The organism is Streptococcus oralis (assembly GCF_021497885.1).
Lineage (GTDB): Bacteria > Bacillota > Bacilli > Lactobacillales > Streptococcaceae > Streptococcus > Streptococcus oralis_BQ.
In genome coordinates this window covers 1,211,935-1,227,308 of sequence record NZ_CP046523.1, presented here as the reverse complement: position 1 = coordinate 1,227,308, position 15,374 = coordinate 1,211,935, and the positions used below count along the sequence as shown (strand labels likewise).

19 protein-coding genes and 1 other annotated feature are annotated in these 15,374 nt (G+C 40.4%); all 19 genes read left to right on the top strand.

The window, feature by feature from the left end; all coding sequences use genetic code 11:
* The first annotated feature begins 16 nt into the window (after positions 1-16).
* Positions 17-586, top strand: coding sequence for a GNAT family N-acetyltransferase (locus tag GOM48_RS06225; RefSeq protein WP_235096464.1), 570 nt, complete (start codon positions 17-19; stop codon positions 584-586).
* A gap of 66 nt (positions 587-652) precedes the next feature.
* On the top strand, positions 653-1,303 hold the full coding sequence (locus GOM48_RS06220; protein ID WP_235096463.1) for a helix-hairpin-helix domain-containing protein: 651 nt from the start codon (positions 653-655) through the stop codon (positions 1,301-1,303).
* Positions 1,287-3,527, top strand: coding sequence for a DNA internalization-related competence protein ComEC/Rec2 (locus GOM48_RS06215; protein ID WP_235096462.1), 2,241 nt, complete (start codon positions 1,287-1,289; stop codon positions 3,525-3,527). The genes GOM48_RS06220 and GOM48_RS06215 overlap by 17 nt, the downstream gene beginning before the upstream one ends.
* Before the next feature lie 186 nt (positions 3,528-3,713).
* Positions 3,714-3,902 (top strand): hypothetical protein, encoded by a 189-nt coding sequence (locus GOM48_RS06210; RefSeq protein WP_235098753.1) that lies wholly within the window; start codon positions 3,714-3,716, stop codon positions 3,900-3,902.
* Between the two features lie 32 nt (positions 3,903-3,934).
* On the top strand, positions 3,935-4,528 hold the full coding sequence (locus GOM48_RS06205) for an ATP-binding cassette domain-containing protein (RefSeq protein WP_235096461.1): 594 nt from the start codon (positions 3,935-3,937) through the stop codon (positions 4,526-4,528).
* Positions 4,525-5,709 (top strand): hypothetical protein, encoded by a 1,185-nt coding sequence (locus tag GOM48_RS06200; RefSeq protein ID WP_235096460.1) that lies wholly within the window; start codon positions 4,525-4,527, stop codon positions 5,707-5,709. The genes GOM48_RS06205 and GOM48_RS06200 overlap by 4 nt, the downstream gene beginning before the upstream one ends.
* Before the next feature lie 155 nt (positions 5,710-5,864).
* Positions 5,865-5,996: a sequence feature (ribosomal protein L20 leader region), on the top strand.
* A gap of 15 nt (positions 5,997-6,011) precedes the next feature.
* Positions 6,012-6,542 (top strand): translation initiation factor IF-3, encoded by a 531-nt coding sequence (gene infC, locus GOM48_RS06195; RefSeq protein WP_000848184.1) that lies wholly within the window; start codon positions 6,012-6,014, stop codon positions 6,540-6,542.
* A gap of 32 nt (positions 6,543-6,574) precedes the next feature.
* Positions 6,575-6,775: a 50S ribosomal protein L35 gene (gene rpmI / locus GOM48_RS06190; RefSeq protein ID WP_001125942.1), complete on the top strand. Its 201-nt coding sequence runs from the start codon at positions 6,575-6,577 to the stop codon at positions 6,773-6,775.
* Positions 6,776-6,826: 51 nt separating this feature from the next.
* Positions 6,827-7,186 (top strand): 50S ribosomal protein L20, encoded by a 360-nt coding sequence (gene rplT / locus GOM48_RS06185; protein WP_000124830.1) that lies wholly within the window; start codon positions 6,827-6,829, stop codon positions 7,184-7,186.
* Positions 7,187-7,244: 58 nt separating this feature from the next.
* The gene (locus tag GOM48_RS06180) at positions 7,245-7,625 is read left to right on the top strand and encodes a VOC family protein (protein WP_235096459.1); all 381 of its coding nucleotides are present in this window, start codon (positions 7,245-7,247) and stop codon (positions 7,623-7,625) included.
* Positions 7,626-7,871: 246 nt separating this feature from the next.
* A complete protein-coding gene (locus GOM48_RS06175) occupies positions 7,872-8,672 on the top strand; it encodes a dihydroorotate dehydrogenase electron transfer subunit (protein WP_235096458.1) in 801 nt (266 codons plus the stop codon).
* Entirely contained in the window at positions 8,635-9,621 is a 987-nt protein-coding gene (locus GOM48_RS06170) for a dihydroorotate dehydrogenase (RefSeq protein ID WP_235098751.1), read from the top strand. Before GOM48_RS06175 ends, GOM48_RS06170 begins: the two co-directional genes overlap by 38 nt.
* A 131-nt stretch (positions 9,622-9,752) precedes the next feature.
* A complete protein-coding gene (locus tag GOM48_RS06165; protein WP_235096457.1) occupies positions 9,753-11,777 on the top strand; it encodes a glucosaminidase domain-containing protein in 2,025 nt (674 codons plus the stop codon).
* An 84-nt stretch (positions 11,778-11,861) separates the two neighbouring features.
* On the top strand, positions 11,862-12,098 hold the full coding sequence (locus GOM48_RS06160) for a DUF2829 domain-containing protein (protein ID WP_235096456.1): 237 nt from the start codon (positions 11,862-11,864) through the stop codon (positions 12,096-12,098).
* Entirely contained in the window at positions 12,091-12,789 is a 699-nt protein-coding gene (locus GOM48_RS06155) for a 3-oxoacyl-ACP reductase (RefSeq protein ID WP_235096455.1), read from the top strand. Before GOM48_RS06160 ends, GOM48_RS06155 begins: the two co-directional genes overlap by 8 nt.
* A gap of 10 nt (positions 12,790-12,799) precedes the next feature.
* Entirely contained in the window at positions 12,800-13,279 is a 480-nt protein-coding gene (locus GOM48_RS06150) for an NUDIX hydrolase (RefSeq protein ID WP_235096454.1), read from the top strand.
* 7 nt (positions 13,280-13,286) lie between these two features.
* Positions 13,287-14,015 carry a GNAT family N-acetyltransferase gene (locus GOM48_RS06145; RefSeq protein WP_235096453.1) on the top strand — a complete coding sequence of 243 codons (729 nt, stop codon included), beginning with the start codon at positions 13,287-13,289 and terminating at the stop codon, positions 14,013-14,015.
* A gap of 41 nt (positions 14,016-14,056) precedes the next feature.
* The gene (locus GOM48_RS06140) at positions 14,057-14,905 is read left to right on the top strand and encodes a putative PEP-binding protein (protein WP_235096452.1); all 849 of its coding nucleotides are present in this window, start codon (positions 14,057-14,059) and stop codon (positions 14,903-14,905) included.
* On the top strand, positions 14,902-15,342 hold the full coding sequence (locus GOM48_RS06135) for an ASCH domain-containing protein (protein WP_235096451.1): 441 nt from the start codon (positions 14,902-14,904) through the stop codon (positions 15,340-15,342). The genes GOM48_RS06140 and GOM48_RS06135 overlap by 4 nt, the downstream gene beginning before the upstream one ends.
* The last annotated feature ends 32 nt before the right edge of the window (positions 15,343-15,374 follow it).

The following is a 15,374-nucleotide window of genomic DNA, read 5'->3' as shown; positions in this document are numbered from 1 at the left end:
TAATGGAGGAAAAAGTATGGAATCAATATTTGTGAAATTTGCCCAGTATCCATCTATAGAAACGGAACGTTTATTGCTCCGACCTGTAACCTTGGATGATGCGAAAGCTATGTTTGAGTATGCCTCAGATAGAGAAAATACACGCTACACTTTTCCAACAAATCAAAGCTTAGAAGAAACCAAGAACAACATCGCTCAGTTTTACTTGGCCAGTCCCTTGGGACGGTGGGGAATCGAACTAAAAGATAACGGCCAGTTTATCGGAACCATTGATTTGCACAAGATTGACCCCATTCTCAAAAAAGCAGCTATTGGTTACATTATCAACCAAAAGTATTGGAATCAAGGATTGACGACAGAAGCCAATCGTGCCGTGATTGAGCTGGCTTTTGAGAAGATTGGAATGAATAAGTTGACCGCTCTTCATGATAAGGACAATCCTGCATCTGGAAGAGTCATGGAGAAATCAGGTATGCGTTTTTCACATGAAGAACCCTATGCTAGAATGGATAATAAAGAACCAGGGAGAATTGTCACAAGAGTTCATTATGTCTTGACCAAGGAAGACTATTTTGCAAATAAGTGAGCAGTTGAAAAGATTTTTCAGCTGTTTTTTTCTTCCTCTTACGAATAATTTAAGAGAGGAGAAAAAATGGAAGCAATTATCGAGAAAATCAAAGAGTATAAAATCATTGTTATCTGTGCTGGTTTGGGTTTGGCCCTCGGCGGATTTTTCCTACTAAAGCCAACTTCACAAACACCCGTCAAAGAAACAAATTTGCAGACTGAAGTCGCAGCTGTTTCAAAGGATTCATCGTCTGAAAAGGAAGTCAAGAAGGAAGAAAAGGAAGAATCTCCTGAGCAAGATTTAATCACAGTAGATGTCAAAGGTGCTGTCAAATCACCAGGGATTTATGACTTGCCTCTTGGCAGTCGAGTTCACGATGCCGTTCAGAAGGCAGGTGGATTGACAGAGGAGGCAGATAGCAAGTCGCTCAATCTAGCTCAGAAAGTCAGTGACGAGGCTCTTGTCTATGTTCCAACTAAGGGAGAAGAAGCAGCTAGTCAGCAGGCCGCCTCTGGAACGTCTTCTTCTACAAGTAAAGATAAGAAAGTCAACCTCAATAAGGCCAGTCTGGAAGAACTCAAACAGGTCAAAGGATTGGGCAGAAAAAGAGCTCAGGATATTATTGACCATCGTGAGGCAAATGGCAAGTTCAAGTCAGTAGATGAACTCAAGAAAGTATCTGGCATTGGCACAAAGACCATAGAAAAGCTAAAAGATTATGTCACAGTGGACTAAAAACTTCCCTATTCCTCTAATCTATCTGAGCTTTCTGTTGCTCTGGCTTTACTATGCCATTTTTGGAGCGTCCTATCTCGCACTGCTAGGTTTTGTTTTTTTACTTGTCTGTCTCTTTTTACAATTTCCTTGGAAATCTGCTGGAAAAGTTCTAGCGATTTGTGGAGTTTTTGGATTTTGGTTTCTGTTTCAAACTTGGCAACAGACACAAGCGAGTCAAGACTTGGTTGGCTATGTTGAAAAGGTGAGGATTTTACCAGATACCATCAAAGTCAATGGAGATAGTCTGTCCTTTCGTGGCAAGGCTGACGGCCGTACATTCCAAGTTTACTATAAACTTCAGTCCGAAGAAGAGAAAGAGCAATTTCAAGCCTTAACAGCCCTTCATGACTTGGAACTAGAAGGGAAGCTTTCAGAGCCAGAAGGTCAGAGGAATTTTGGTGGATTTGACTACCAAGCCTATCTGAAAACTCAAGGGATTTACCAGACACTGACTATCAAGAGCATCCAGTCACTTAAAAAGGTTAGCAGTTGGGATATAGGTGAAAATTTATCAAGTTTACGTCGAAAGGCTGTAGTTTGGATCAAGACGCACTTTCCAGACCCTATGCGCAACTATATGACAGGTCTTCTGTTAGGACATCTGGATACGGACTTTGAGGAGATGAATGAACTTTATTCTAGTCTAGGAATTATCCATCTCTTTGCCTTGTCGGGTATGCAGGTGGGCTTCTTTATGGATGCCTTTAAGAAACTTCTCTTACGATTGGGCTTGACCCAAGAAAAGTTGAAGTGGCTGACCTATCCTTTTTCCCTTATCTATGCAGGTCTGACAGGATTTTCAGCTTCGGTCATTCGCAGTCTCTTGCAAAAGTTACTGGCCCAACATGGTCTTAAGGGTTTGGATAATTTTGCCTTGACGGTCCTTGTCCTCTTTATCATCATGCCTAACTTTTTCTTGACAGCTGGAGGGGTCTTGTCCTGCGCCTACGCTTTTATCTTGACCATGACTAGCAAAGAAGGGGAGGGGCTCAAGGCTGTTGCAAGAGAAAGTCTGGTCATTTCCTTGGGAATATTGCCTATTCTATCCTTCTATTTTGCAGAATTTCAGCCTTGGTCTATCCTTTTGACCTTTGTCTTTTCCTTTCTGTTTGATGTGGTCTTCTTGCCGCTTTTGTCCATCTTATTCATTCTGTCTTTTGTTTACCCAGTCACTCAGTTTAACATTGTCTTTGAGTGGTTGGAGAACATCATTCGCTTGGTATCGCAGCTGGCAAGCAGGCCTCTGGTCTTTGGTCAACCCAATGCATGGCTTTTGATTCTTCTCTTAGTTTCATTAGCCTTGGTATATGACATGAGAAAAAACATCAAAAGACTAGCAGGATTCAGTCTCTTTATTGTGGGTCTCTTTTTCTTGACCAAGTATCCACTGGAAAATGAAATTACCATGCTGGATGTAGGGCAAGGGGAAAGTATTTTCCTACGGGATGTAACAGGTAAAACCATTCTCATAGATGTGGGAGGCAAGGCAGAATCTGATAAGAAAATCGAAAAATGGCAAGAAAAGGCGACGACCAGCAATGCCCAGCGAACCGTGATTCCTTATCTTAAAAGTCGTGGGGTAGCCAAGATTGATCAGTTGATTTTGACCAACACAGACAAGGAACATGTTGGTGATTTGCTAGAGGTGACCAATGCTTTCCATGTCGGGGAAATTTTAGTATCAAAAGGAAGTCTGACACAGAAGGAATTTGTAGCAGAACTAGAAGCAAGCCAAACCAAGGTGCGCAGTGTGACAGCAGGGGAGAACTTGCCAATTTTTGGAAGTCAGTTAGAAGTCCTATCTCCAAGGCAGATTGGAGATGGAAGTCATAGTGATTCCCTCCTTCTTTATGGGAAACTCTTGGATAAGCACTTTCTCTTCAGTGGAAACTTGAAAGAGAAGGGAGAGAAGGATCTTTTAAAGCAATATCCTGACTTAGAGGTGGATGTCTTGAAAGTCGGTCAACATGGTTCTAAAACCTCATCAAATCCAGCTTTTCTAGAAAAACTCAACCCAGAGATTTCTCTCATATCAGTTGGAAAGAACAATCGTGCGAAACTCCCCCATCAGGAAACCTTGACTCGACTAGAGACCATCAAGAGTAAGATTTACCGCACTGACCAGAACGGAGCTATTCGCTTTAAAGGATGGAATAGTTGGCAAATCGAAAGTGTTCGTTAGGAAGAAAAATGTTATATATTAGTAAAATAAACTAAAAATCTGTTGCATAATACTGAGAAAAACGATATAATGAAAGTGCTTTCAATAGTAATGATATAAATGCAATGTAAACATGAAAAATCAGCAAAAGTCGTTTTATTAGCTAGTTTGTTATCTATTGGTCTTTTTCAGTCCAGTGTATCTGCTGTGACAGTCACTAAGAGTTATCGGTATGATTGGAATACTGTTTGGAAGTATAGTACCAACTATCACAACCATCAATATATTTGGATTCCGTCATGGTCTCGTTATGACAGCTACGATGAATATAAAGTTGGTACTGGCTGGAATTACGATCGTTATGAGGTCATAAACTACTATACTTACGGATATTAATAGTTAAACGTTTAGAAGAAGGAGGGCTGGATATGATAACTCTTACTCATGTTACCTTAAAAACGCGACAAGTCATCTTGCAAGATGTGGATTTCATCTTTAAAAAGGGTAGGATTTATGGCCTTCTTGCTATCAATGGCTCGGGAAAGACGACACTATTCCGAGCTATGAGCAAGCTGCTTCCCCTTAGTAGTGGACATATCGCAGCTCCTCCTTCTTTGTTTTATTATGAGAGCGTTGAATGGCTGGATGGAAACTTAAGTGGGATGGACTACCTTCGTCTTATCAAAAACATCTGGAAGTCAGAACTGAACTTGATGGATGAAATTAATTACTGGGAAATGTCTGACTATATCAGCCTTCCTATCCGAAAGTATTCCTTAGGGATGAAGCAACGCTTGGTGATTGCCATGTATTTCCTCAGTCAGGCGAAATGCTGGCTCATGGATGAGATTACAAATGGTTTAGACGAGTACTATCGACAGAAGTTTTTTGATAGGCTGGCACAAATCGATAGAAAAGAACAGCTGGTTCTTTTGAGTTCCCACTACAAAGAGGAGTTAATGGAGATTTGCGATAGCATCGTAACCATTCATCAGGGGCAGATAGAAGAGGTTCCGTTATGAAAGATATTAGCCTATTTTTGTTAAAGAAAGTTTTCAAAAGTCGTTTAAACTGGATTATCTTACTTTTATTTGCATCTGTACTCGGTGTTACCTTTTATTTAAATAGTCAGACTGCAAACTCACACAGCTTGGAGAGCGAGTTGGAAACCCGTCTTGTAAAACAAGAGAGAATCATCAATGAAAATGAAGTGAAACTCTCCCAAATCTCTGACACCAGCTCGGAGGAATACCAGAGTGTTAAAAGAAATTTAGACATACAAAAAAATCTTTTGACTCAAAAGAAAGAAATTCTGGCTTTGTTAAAAGAAGGACGCTGGAAAGAAGCCTACTATTTGCAGTGGCAAGATGAGGAAAAGAGTTATGAAATTGTATCGAAGGAATCGACTTCTGGCTCTGACTTTAAAATGGCGGTTGACCTCCAACGAAAGATTTACCAAGCCCTGTATCCCTTAAACATAAAAGCACATACTTTGGAGTTTCCAACCCACGGGATTGATCAGATTGTCTGGATTTTAGAGGCTATCATCCCAACCTTGTTTGTGATTGGTATTATTTTTATGCTAACACAACTGTTCGCAGAAAGATATCAAAATAATCTGGACACAGCTCAGTTATACCCTTTTTCAAAAGTGACATTTTCCATGTCCTCTCTGGGAGTTGGGGTGAGCTATGTAACCGTGCTGTTTATCGGAATTTGTGGCTTTTCTTTTCTAGTGGGAAGTCTGATAAGTGGTTTTGGACGGTTAGATTATCCATACCCGATTTATAGCTTAACGAATCAAGAGGTAACTATTGGAAAAATACAAGATGTGTTATTTCCTAGCTTGCTCTTAACTTTCTTAGCCTTTATCGTCATTGTGGAAGTCGTCTACTTGATTGCTTACTTTTTCAAGCAAAAAATGCCTGTCCTCTTTCTTTCCCTCATTGGGATTGTTGGCTTATTGTTTGGTATTCAAACGATCCAGCCTCTTCAGAGTATTGCACATCTGATTCCCTTTACTTACTTGCGTTCAGTGGAGATTTTGTCTGGAAGATTACCTAAACAAATTGATAATATCAATCTGAATTGGAGCATGGGGATGATCTTACTTCCTCGCCTGATTATTCTTTTGTTAGTGGGGATTCTATTTATCGAAAGATGGGGAAGTTCACAGAAAAAAGAATTTTTTAATAGATCCTAGCTTTCCTATAGGGAAAATAAGTAAAAACTAACATAGAGAGGGAACCAACTAGGTTCTCTCTTTTTGATGCGGACATCAAGAAGAAAACAGAAAGTTTTTGAAAAAATGACTTTTTATCTTGACAAGGGATAGAAAACTTGGTATCATATAAAAGTTGAGAAAAGCAGAAGTGAGAGCTTCTCGCCTTGTGACATCAAGTTGCCTGGCCCTACGGATGAAAAGTTTCTAAGAAACGCTATCATAACGTGCGGGCTTGTATCATTACGAGTCCGCTCTTGTTTTTCTCTAATAATAAAAAAGAGGTGAAAACCATAGCAAAGCAAGACTTATTCATCAATGATGAAATTCGTGTACGTGAAGTTCGCTTGATCGGTCTTGAGGGAGAACAGCTAGGCATCAAGCCACTCAGCGAAGCGCAAGCATTGGCTGATAGTGCAAATGTTGACTTAGTATTGATTCAACCCCAAGCAAAACCACCTGTTGCTAAAATTATGGACTACGGTAAGTTCAAATTTGAGTATCAGAAAAAGCAAAAAGAACAACGTAAAAAACAAAGTGTTGTTACTGTGAAAGAAGTTCGTCTGAGTCCAACTATTGACAAGGGAGACTTTGACACAAAACTTCGCAATGCACGTAAATTCCTTGAAAAAGGAAATAAAGTTAAGGTATCTATCCGCTTTAAGGGTCGTATGATTACCCATAAAGAGATTGGTGCAAAAGTTTTAGCCGAGTTTGCTGAAGCAACACAAGATATTGCGATCATCGAACAACGAGCTAAGATGGATGGACGCCAAATGTTCATGCAGTTGGCGCCAGCAACTGACAAAAAATAATTGTCAGAAAGTTAAATAAAGGAGAAAAAATCATGCCAAAACAAAAAACACACCGCGCATCAGCTAAACGTTTCAAACGTACAGGTTCTGGTGGACTTAAACGTTTCCGTGCTTACACTTCTCACCGTTTCCACGGAAAAACTAAGAAACAACGTCGTCATCTTCGTAAAGCATCTATGGTGCATTCAGGAGATTTCAAACGTATCAAAGCAATGCTTACTCGCTTGAAATAATAGCCTAACAGTAAGTAAACAATTCTAGGAAATATTTGGAGGAAATAAAACATGGCACGTGTTAAAGGTGGCGTTGTATCACGCAAACGTCGTAAACGTATTCTTAAATTAGCAAAAGGTTACTATGGAGCTAAACACATCTTGTTCCGTACTGCAAAAGAACAAGTAATGAACTCTTACTACTATGCATACCGTGACCGTCGTCAGAAAAAACGTGACTTCCGTAAATTGTGGATCACTCGTATCAATGCGGCAGCTCGTTTGAACGGACTTTCATACTCACAATTGATGCATGGCTTGAAATTGGCTGAAATCGAAGTTAACCGTAAAATGCTTGCTGACTTGGCTGTTAACGATGCAGCAGCTTTCACAGCTCTTGCAGATGCAGCTAAAGCAAAACTTGGTAAATAATAATTGATAAGACTGGAACAGAATTGTCCCAGTCTTTTTAGAAATAAAGGAGAAAGCTATGGCTTCAAAAATGCTACACACCTGCTTGCGAGTAGAAAACCTTGAAAAATCAATCGCCTTTTATCAAGACGCTTTTGGTTTTAAAGAATTGCGTCGCAAGGATTTTCCAGATTATGCCTTCACCATTGTCTATCTAGGACTTGATGGTGATGACTACGAGTTGGAGTTGACCTATAACTATGATCACGGTCCTTACGTGGTAGGAGATGGTTTTGCCCATATCGCCCTTAGCACACCTGACCTTGAGGCACTTCATCAAGAACATAGCGTCAAAGGCTATGAAGTTACAGAGCCCAAAGGTCTACCAGGAAACCCACCAAACTATTACTTTGTCAAGGATCCTGATGGCTACAAGGTTGAAGTGATTCGTGAAAAATAACCCAGTAAGGTCAAGTAGAATGTTCGTTTTCTACTTGACTTTTTTTCTTTGAAAGAGTATACTAATACAAATTTAACCTTTAAGGGGAGTCCAGAGAGACTCACAAGGTGTCAGATAAAAGGGATAGGCGACTCTCTGTGGCGACTTTTTAAGTGTGCGCATGAGTTCTGTCCATACTCAACTGAGGCCTTGCATTAGCAAGGTCTTTTCTTTATCTGGTCCCCTTAAATTTAAGGAGGAAAAGTCATGAATCCCACATGTAAGAAACGTTTGGGTGCCATTCGTTTGGAAACCATGAAGGTGGTCGCACAAGAGGAAATTGCGCCAGCAATCTTTGAATTAGTCCTAGAAGGGGATATGGTTGAAGCCATGCGAGCAGGCCAATTTCTCCATCTGCGCGTGCCTGATGATGCCCATCTCTTGCGCCGTCCTATTTCAATTTCGTCTATTGACAAGGCAAACAAGCAGTGTCATCTCATTTATCGGATTGAGGGGGCTGGGACAGCTATTTTTTCAACATTAAGTCAGGGAGATACTCTTGATGTGATGGGGCCTCAGGGAAATGGATTTGACTTGTCTGCTTTAGACAATCAGAGCCAAGTTCTCCTCGTTGGTGGTGGGATTGGTGTTCCACCCTTGCTCGAGGTAGCCAAGGAATTGCATGCGCGTGGGGTGAAAGTAGTAACTGTTCTCGGTTTTGCTAATAAGGATGCTGTTATCCTAGAAAAGGAATTGTCCCAATATGGTCAGGTCTTTGTAACGACAGATGATGGTTCGTATGGTATTAAGGGAAATGTTTCTGTTGTTATCAATGATTTAGATAGTCAATTTGATGCTGTTTACTCATGTGGGGCGCTTGGAATGATGAAGTATATCAATCAAAGATTTTATGACCACCCAAGAGCTTATCTATCTCTAGAATCTCGTATGGCTTGTGGGATGGGAGCTTGCTATGCCTGCGTCCTAAAAGTGCCAGATAGTGAGACCGTCAGCCAACGCGTCTGTGAAGATGGCCCTGTTTTCCGCACAGGAACAGTTGTATTATAAGGAGAAAGTCATGACTACAAATCGTTTACAAGTTTCTCTACCAGGCTTGGATTTGAAGAATCCCATCATACCAGCATCTGGCTGTTTTGGTTTTGGTCAGGAGTATGCCAAGTACTATGATTTAGACCTTTTAGGCTCTATTATGATCAAGGCGACGACACTTGAACCCCGTTTTGGCAATCCTACTCCCAGGGTTGCAGAGACCCCTGCTGGTATGCTCAATGCAATCGGCTTGCAAAATCCAGGTTTAGAAGCTGTTTTAGCTGAAAAGTTGCCTTGGCTGGAAAGAGAGTATCCTACGCTTCCTATCATCGCAAATGTTGCAGGCTTTTCAAAACAAGAGTATGCTTCCGTTTCTCAGGGAATTTCCAAGGCAACTAATGTAAAAGCTATTGAGCTCAATATCTCTTGTCCTAATGTGGATCACGGCAATCATGGACTTTTGATTGGGCAAGATCCTGATCTAGCTTATGAAGTGGTAAAAGCGGCTGTGGAAGCTTCCCATGTGCCAGTTTATGTTAAGTTAACCCCTAGTGTGACGGATGTTGTCACCATAGCCAAAGCCGCAGAAGATGCAGGAGCAAGTGGCTTAACCATGATCAATACCCTTGTCGGTATGCGATTTGACCTCAAAACCAGAAAACCAATCCTAGTCAATGGAACAGGTGGAATGTCTGGACCAGCAGTCTTTCCAGTAGCCCTCAAACTCATTCGCCAAGTCGCCCAAACAACCGACCTTCCCATCATTGGAATGGGAGGAGTGGATTCTGCTGAAGCAGCGATAGAAATGTATCTAGCTGGTGCCTCTGCCATCGGAGTTGGAACAGCCAATTTTACCAACCCTTATGCTTGTCCTGATATCATCGAACATCTGCCAAAAGTCATGGACAAATATGGCATTAGCAGTTTGGAAAATCTCCGTCGAGAAGTTAAAGACAATCTGAGATAAACTAGACCTTCCTTATCGTCAACAAGACATAGAATCTTCATCAATTTGTAATATTTCCTTTAGTTAACTATGTTACAATAGGGTTTATAAAATAGTAATAGTGTAGATAGTTTTCTACTGAGGAGAATAAAATGAAGAAGATACTACTTGCAAGTACTGTCGTTCTTTCTATGGCAGGATTTGCAAAGACATCTGTACATGCTGAAGAATCTCAGGTTACGAAAAAAACTCAGACTACAGATGTAGTCGAGAAAAAAGAGGAAGCTGCTCCCAAGAAAGAAGTTCCTAAAGTCGAGGCGAAGAAAGAGCCGGTTGTAAAAGGGGAAAATTCTTCTAAAGATGACTCATCCAAAAAGGAAAAAAAAGAGGAAGTTATCAAGGAAGGTTGGAAAAAAGAGCAAGAAAACTGGCGTTTTTATGAAAATAACCAGCCTGTCGTAAACTGGAAAAAAATTAGTGGCACTTGGTATTACTTTGATAAAAATGGCATTATGCTCAGTAATACTATAGTTGATGATTACCTTGTCAAAGGTAATGGCGCAATGGCAGAAAACGCTTGGGTGAAAATATCTGACAAGTGGTACTATGCCACAGCTTCAGGCAAGATTTCTCGTAATAAGTGGGAGAAGATTGAAGGCAGCTGGTATTACTTTGATCAAGATGGTGTCATGCTTAGCCGTACTATCTACAATGACTACCTCTTCCAAGGCAGTGGTGCCATGGCGGAAAACGCTTGGGTAAAAATATCTGACAAGTGGTACTATGCCACAGCTTCAGGCAAGATTTCTCGCAACAAATGGGAAAAGATTGAGGGCGTCTGGTATTACTTTGATAAAGAAGGTGTCATGCTTAGTCGCACCATCTATAATGACTATCTCTTCCAAGGTAGTGGTGCCATGGCAGAAAACGATTGGGTGAAAATATCTGACAAGTGGTACTATGCAACAGCTTCAGGCAAGATTTCCCGCAATAAATGGGAAAAAATCAAAGGAATATGGTACTATTTTAATAGCGATGGTGTGATGGCAAGTAGCCAGTGGAAAAGTGACTACTATCTGAAAGATAGTGGCGCTATGGCGGAAAAAGAGTGGATTTTTGATAAATCCTACAATAGCTGGTTCTACTTGAAATCAGGTGGGGCCTACGCTTCCCGTGAATGGATTGGATCATACTACCTTAAATCTGGTGGCTATATGGCCAAAAATGAATGGATTTTTGACAAAGATTACGATGCTTGGTACTATCTAAAAGATGATGGTCGATATGTAACAGGTACTTTTACGATCAAAGGTAAAGAGTATTCCTTCCAAAATAATGGGAAGTGGATCTCAGAGGCAAAATATTACAAAGTGAAACCGATTACTGCTTATGTTTATAGCGCTTCTGGTGAAAGATTGAGTTATGTATCACAGGGAACTATCGTCTCACTTGGAGATGCACAATCTAAAAAAGATAGTCAAATACCAGTCAATATTTCTGGTTTATCCGGCTTCATGAATAAAAGTGATTTAGTAGCTATTGATAAGGACAGTGAATTTGTCCCTCATTATACAAGTGATGGCAAGTATTTTTACCATGAGTTGTCACCTTATGTGAGTCTCCGTGTTGCGCCACATAGCTCAGCTATGACTATTGGTAAGAAATATTATTCAACTGATGGAATTCATTTTGATGGCTTTACCATTGAAAACCCCTTCCTCTTTAGAAATTTGACTAAACCAAGTAATTACAGCGCAGCTGAATTGGATAAAGTTTATTCTTTGATGAATATTCGGGATAGTCGTCTCGCTGGTAAGGGTGCTATTTTTAAGGAAGCTGAGAAACGCTATGGTGTGAATGCTCTTTACTTAATGGCTCATAGTGCACTTGAGAGTGCTTGGGGACGGAGCCAGATTGCCAAGGATAAGAATAACTTCTTTGGAATTGCAGCTTATGATTCGAGCCCATATACCTCGGCCAAAAAATTTGATGATGTGGATAAGGGGATCCTCGGCGCGGCTAAGTGGATTCGTGAAAATTACATTGACTATGGACGGGACCATCTTGGAAACAAGGCTTCTGGTATGAATGTACGCTATGCTTCTGACCCATACTGGGGAGAGAAAATTGCCAGTATCATGATGACTATCAATAGCAAACTTGGTGGGAAAGACTAGGGAAGAACAAAATCGGGAACCATGATAGATTGGTTGTCGATTTTTTGTTATAATAAAATCAAACAGACAACAAAGGAGAGCATCATGACATTTGAAGAAATCCTGCCTGGGTTAAAGGTTAAGAAAAAATATGTACGAACTGGTTGGGGAGGGGCTGAAAACTATGTGCAACTTTTTGACACCATCGAGCAGAATGGAGTTGCACTTGAAGTGACGCCTTATTTCCTAATCAACGTGTCTGGAGAAGGGGAAGGTTTTTCCATGTGGAGTCCGACACCTTGTGATGTTTTGGCGACGGATTGGGTAGAAGTGCATGACTAGACGTGTATTGATTACGGGAGTGAGTTCAGGGATTGGTCTGGCTCAAGCTCGACTCTTTTTAGAGAATGGCTATCAAGTTTATGGAGTTGACCAAGGCGAAAATCCACTTTTACAGGGTGATTTCCACTTTTTACAGAGAGATTTGACTTTGGACTTGGAGCCGATTTTTGACTGGTGCCCTCAGGTGGATGTTTTGTGTAATACGGCCGGTGTATTGGATGATTACAAACCACTTTTGGAGCAAACAGCTCAGGAAATTCAAGAGATTTTTGAAATCAACTACATAATTCCTGTTGAGTTAACTCGACATTATTTGACACAAATGCTGGAAAGTAAAAAAGGGATCATCATCAATATGTGTTCGATTGCTTCGAGTCTGGCTGGCGGAGGTGGACACGCTTATACTTCTTCCAAACATGCCTTGGCTGGCTTCACCAAGCAGTTGGCTCTAGACTATGCTGAAGCTGGGATTCAGGTATTTGGCATCGCACCTGGCGCTGTCAAGACTGGAATGACTGCTGCGGACTTTGAGCCAGGTGGGTTGGCTGACTGGGTGGCTAGTGAAACGCCAATCAAGCGCTGGATTGAGCCAGAGGAAGTAGCAGAGATTAGTCTTTTCTTAGCAAGTGGAAAAGCGAGCGCCATGCAAGGGCAAATCCTCACGATTGATGGTGGTTGGTCTTTGAAGTAGGAGGAGTTGGATGGAAATCAAAAATCACTTTGGAGTCTATGGTATTTGCTTTGAAAATGAGAAGCTTCTCTGCATTGAAAAAACGAGAGGCCCTTATCAACATCGTTATGATCTACCGGGTGGTAGTCAGCAACTTGGTGAAGGACTGACGAAAACTCTGATTAGAGAAGTTTTGGAAGAGACAGGATATAAGCTTAAGGATTACGCTAATCCTAGGATTTATGATGTGCTGGTTCAAGAAGATGGGCAAGACTTTGCAGTACATCATATCATGGCCTTTTATGATATAGTCCTCGATTTTGAACACTCTCAAAATTCAATTCCTAATGAAGTTCTTGATGGAAGTAATGATTCAGCAAATGCACTTTGGGTGAATTTGGAAGAAATTACTACAGAAAATGCATCGCCATTAGTTTTGAAGGTTAAGTCTGAATTATCAGGATTTCCAGAATTAGATATGACAAGCTATAGAAATTGGAAGGTGAAGTAGGGGGATAATGGAACTATTTAAAACATGGAAGAAAAATATGGTTCTATATGGTCTTAAATCTCAAATCGGATCTGTCTACCGAAATAGTGATAGGACAACGAGCTTTTATGATGTTGGGAATTTTCTATACCTAGCAGGGGAGTTGGATTCCAGATTTTGGGAAGATTTTGTTAGGAAATACGGTTTAGATTATAAGATTATTATTTCAGAAAATACTAATTGGCAAGATTTTCTGCATCGGAAAGTGGGGCTAAATTCTTTTACTCGCTATTCTTTTAAAGATAAGGCAAATTTTCAAGTTGAATTTCTAAATGATCTAGTTACTCATTTAGAGGAAGGTTACAATATTGTGCCCATTGATAATCATGTTTATAACTGCTTTTCTGAGGAAGAATGGTCACAAGATTTACAGGGGGATTTTGAGTCCTACCAGGATTTTGCTTTAAAAGGTGGATTTGGCTTTGTGATTCTTAAAAATAATGAACTGATTGCTGGGATTTCCTCAGGCTTAGTTTACCGTGGAGCAGTTGAAGTGGAAGTTGCAACTAGACCAAACGAACAAGGAAATGGATTTGCTAAAAAGCTTGGTGCTGCAATGATTCTAGAGAGTTTAAATAGAGATATGTTTCCACTTTGGGATGCTCATAACAAGGCTTCCAAAAAAGTAGCAGAATTTTTAGGATATGAGTTAGTTGAACCTTATGAAGCTTTTGAACTAGAGGAAAGTTTCATATAATGATATTTGATATTGTATCTTTTAAGACGAGGTGAATGGCTATGAAAAAACAGCTAGCCCTTAGTGGCGAGAAAATCGCTGAAAAAGTTTACCCACAACTATTTCACCATGTTGGTATGATTCGTGGGGAATACTTGTTGAGAGAGCTCAATCAAAACATCCTGTTACCAAGTTGTCAGCAATTTATAAAAGATTATCTAGACACCGTTTGCTCCTTGTACTCTGGTGAAGAGGTGTGGTATCGTTTTTCAGAATTAACGAATACAGAAGCTAATTGTCTAAAGGGGACTAAAGAGTATTTTGATGAAAATCATCCCTTGTTTGGATATAGAGGAACTAGGCGTTTATTGGCGTGTCCGGATGAATTTCAGGCTGAGGCACATGTCGTTACAGAAGTTTATCAAACAAATCCCAATCTGTCTGTTATTTTTCCTTTTGTCAATGATGCCGACCAGTTAAAACAAGCTATTACAGCATTGCGTCAGCATGGTTTTACTGGGAAAATCGGCACAATGATTGAATTACCGTCAGCTTATTTTGACTTGGACAGAATAATAGAAACGGGTATTTCAAAGATTATAGTTGGAATGAATGATTTGACTTCTTTTGTTTTTGCGACTGTGAGAAATAGTCAATGGCATGATATGGAAAGTCCAATTATGTTAGATATGCTAAGACAGATGCAGGATAAAGCAATGATAAAAAAGATTGACTTTGCTGTAGCAGGCTATCTGAATGCTTCTTTCATACAAAAAATGAATCAGATGGGTATCAAGTGTATTATCCACTACAGTTCTATTCCAGAGATTTTTAATTTAGAGATTGACCATCCAGACCACCTCAAACGTGTAAAAGAAGTAAGTAAAAAATTACAAAGGAGCAAACTATGACACCGCAAGAAATGTGGAATATTTACAAGAAAATCAATCCCTCTATCGGAGATGAGATAGATGCCTGGGCTTTTGGAGTGGAAGCCGATACCTTGGCAGATTTGGTTTTAAAAGGCGAAAAGACAGCAACCGCCTCAGCCTACGATCTCTACGCACTAGAAGACGAACCTCTTCCACAAGAAGGGACCTTCGATGTCATTTTAGATAGTCAAAATCAGGCTATCTGCATTGTCGAAATTACCAAGGTTTCCGTTCAGCCCTTTCATCAAGTTTCTGCTGACCATGCCTACAAGGAAGGGGAGGGGGATAAATCTTTAGCCTATTGGCGCCAGGTTCATGAGGACTTTTTCACCGAGTGGATGAGGGAAGCCGGACTGACTTTTACCCCTGACAGCAAGGTTGTTTTGGAAGAATTTCGCAAGGTCTACCCACTCTAGACTGCAGAAGGAAGAAAGTTTTGGAAATTACC

Bases quoted from the DNA above. Each gene is read 5' to 3' on its own strand.
- GOM48_RS06225 (WP_235096464.1), top strand. From the start codon at position 17: ATGGAATCAATATTTGTGAAATTTGCCCAGTATCCATCTATAGAAACG.
- GOM48_RS06220 (WP_235096463.1), top strand. From the start codon at position 653: ATGGAAGCAATTATCGAGAAAATCAAAGAGTATAAAATCATTGTTATC.
- GOM48_RS06215 (WP_235096462.1), top strand. From the start codon at position 1,287: ATGTCACAGTGGACTAAAAACTTCCCTATTCCTCTAATCTATCTGAGC.
- GOM48_RS06205 (WP_235096461.1), top strand. From the start codon at position 3,935: ATGATAACTCTTACTCATGTTACCTTAAAAACGCGACAAGTCATCTTG.
- GOM48_RS06200 (WP_235096460.1), top strand. From the start codon at position 4,525: ATGAAAGATATTAGCCTATTTTTGTTAAAGAAAGTTTTCAAAAGTCGT.
- rpmI (WP_001125942.1), top strand. From the start codon at position 6,575: ATGCCAAAACAAAAAACACACCGCGCATCAGCTAAACGTTTCAAACGT.
- rplT (WP_000124830.1), top strand. From the start codon at position 6,827: ATGGCACGTGTTAAAGGTGGCGTTGTATCACGCAAACGTCGTAAACGT.
- GOM48_RS06180 (WP_235096459.1), top strand. From the start codon at position 7,245: ATGGCTTCAAAAATGCTACACACCTGCTTGCGAGTAGAAAACCTTGAA.
- GOM48_RS06175 (WP_235096458.1), top strand. From the start codon at position 7,872: ATGAATCCCACATGTAAGAAACGTTTGGGTGCCATTCGTTTGGAAACC.
- GOM48_RS06170 (WP_235098751.1), top strand. From the start codon at position 8,635: ATGGCCCTGTTTTCCGCACAGGAACAGTTGTATTATAAGGAGAAAGTC.
- GOM48_RS06165 (WP_235096457.1), top strand. From the start codon at position 9,753: ATGAAGAAGATACTACTTGCAAGTACTGTCGTTCTTTCTATGGCAGGA.
- GOM48_RS06160 (WP_235096456.1), top strand. From the start codon at position 11,862: ATGACATTTGAAGAAATCCTGCCTGGGTTAAAGGTTAAGAAAAAATAT.
- GOM48_RS06155 (WP_235096455.1), top strand. From the start codon at position 12,091: ATGACTAGACGTGTATTGATTACGGGAGTGAGTTCAGGGATTGGTCTG.
- GOM48_RS06150 (WP_235096454.1), top strand. From the start codon at position 12,800: ATGGAAATCAAAAATCACTTTGGAGTCTATGGTATTTGCTTTGAAAAT.
- GOM48_RS06145 (WP_235096453.1), top strand. From the start codon at position 13,287: ATGGAACTATTTAAAACATGGAAGAAAAATATGGTTCTATATGGTCTT.
- GOM48_RS06140 (WP_235096452.1), top strand. From the start codon at position 14,057: ATGAAAAAACAGCTAGCCCTTAGTGGCGAGAAAATCGCTGAAAAAGTT.
- GOM48_RS06135 (WP_235096451.1), top strand. From the start codon at position 14,902: ATGACACCGCAAGAAATGTGGAATATTTACAAGAAAATCAATCCCTCT.